The 1,398-nt window shown below is 66.6% G+C and carries 1 protein-coding gene; it reads right to left on the bottom strand.

Annotated features, from left to right (window positions below):
- Positions 1-91: 91 nt before the first annotated feature.
- A complete protein-coding gene (locus CLM62_RS43535; protein ID WP_095755427.1) occupies positions 92-1,336 on the bottom strand; it encodes an IS701 family transposase in 1,245 nt (414 codons plus the stop codon).
- Positions 1,337-1,398 lie beyond the last annotated feature (62 nt).

The raw sequence follows: 1,398 nt of genomic DNA, 5'->3' as shown, positions 1-1,398 counted from the left end.
TACTCCAGCAGCGGTTCGTGTCTTGAGCTGCGTTTTCGGTAGTGGCAGCGGCGGGCCATGGCTTGGCGGTGTCTTCTCCAGGCCGACCAGTTCAGTGCGTGGATGACGGGATCGCGGTCGGCTCGTGGGCGGGGCAGGAGAGCGTCCAGGAGTCGCCGGATCTCTGCCACGGTGAGGGGGACGAGGGCTGATCCGTTTCTGCGCCCCCCTTTGCGGCGTCGCCAGTGGCCTGGGCGGCGAGTGCGGCCAGGACGGCGTGGGCGAGCATCGCCAGGGTGATGTGCCGATACCAGCCGATGTAGCGGCGGACCTCGTACTCATCCAGGCCGCACTCGTTCTTCGCGGCCTGGAAGCACTCCTCGATCGCCCAGCGGGAGCCGGCGATCCGGACCAGCTCGGCGATCTCGACATCAACGGGTGCATAGGCAAGGTAGTAAGCGAGTTCGCCGGGGTCGGACAGACTGCGACGGGCCATCACCCAACGGTGGTGAGTGGGCGGATCGGGATCAAAGACCAGGTTGGCGGGCAGCTTGGCCGCGGCCCAGTCGTAGATGCGCGGGCCCTTCGCCCCGTCGCCGCAGGACAGCTGCTGCCAGGCATCGGCAGGGGCCTCCTCGATGAGCTGATCGATGCGCCAGATCCCAGCAAGCGACTTGATCTGCTGTGACTTGGGCACGGCGACGACGTAGCTGAGGTCGAGCTGTTCGAGCAGGCGGCGGAAATGCCAGTCCTGACCGTAGGCCTCGTCCGCGGTGACCCATGCGGCGGGCAGGCCGGCGGCGATGCAGCGGCGGACGATGTCCCGGGCCAGCTCGCCCTTGGTGGCAAAGCCTCGCTGGTCAGGGATCTTTGCCGCCCGGCACCGCTGCCGGTCGGATGTCCAGGACTTCGGCAGGTAGAGCTCACGGTCCACCAGAGCCCGGCCGGAGCGGGTGGCGTAGGCGGCGAACACTCCGATCTGGCAGTTGTCGATCTTTCCCGAGGTGCCGGTGTACTGCCGGCCCACCCCGGCCGATGTGGTGCCCTTCTTGATGAACCCGGTGTCGTCGATGATCAGCACGCCGTCCGGTCCGAGTCGTTCAGCGACGTATGAACGGACGTCGTCACGCAGGGCATCCGCGTCCCAGACACTGCTGTTCAACAACCGCTGAAAGCCGTCCGGAGTGCGGTGACCTGCCCATTCCGCGAGCTGCCAGCCGTTCTTGCGTGCCGCCTGGCCCAGCAGACCACGCACATAGTCACGCATCCGCCACCGCAGATCCGCCCGACCGAACCTGCCCGCCACCCGCCCGAACACCGACTCCAACTCAGCGGCCCAGCAACTGACTTCAGCCATCCCCTCCATACCAAAACAACGACAACCACCAGCTCAGGACACGAACCGCTGCTGGAGTACTA

This window comes from Streptomyces sp. SA15 (genome assembly GCF_002291145.1).
Lineage (GTDB): Bacteria > Actinomycetota > Actinomycetes > Streptomycetales > Streptomycetaceae > Streptomyces.
This window is presented reverse-complemented; position numbering and strand designations above follow the sequence as displayed.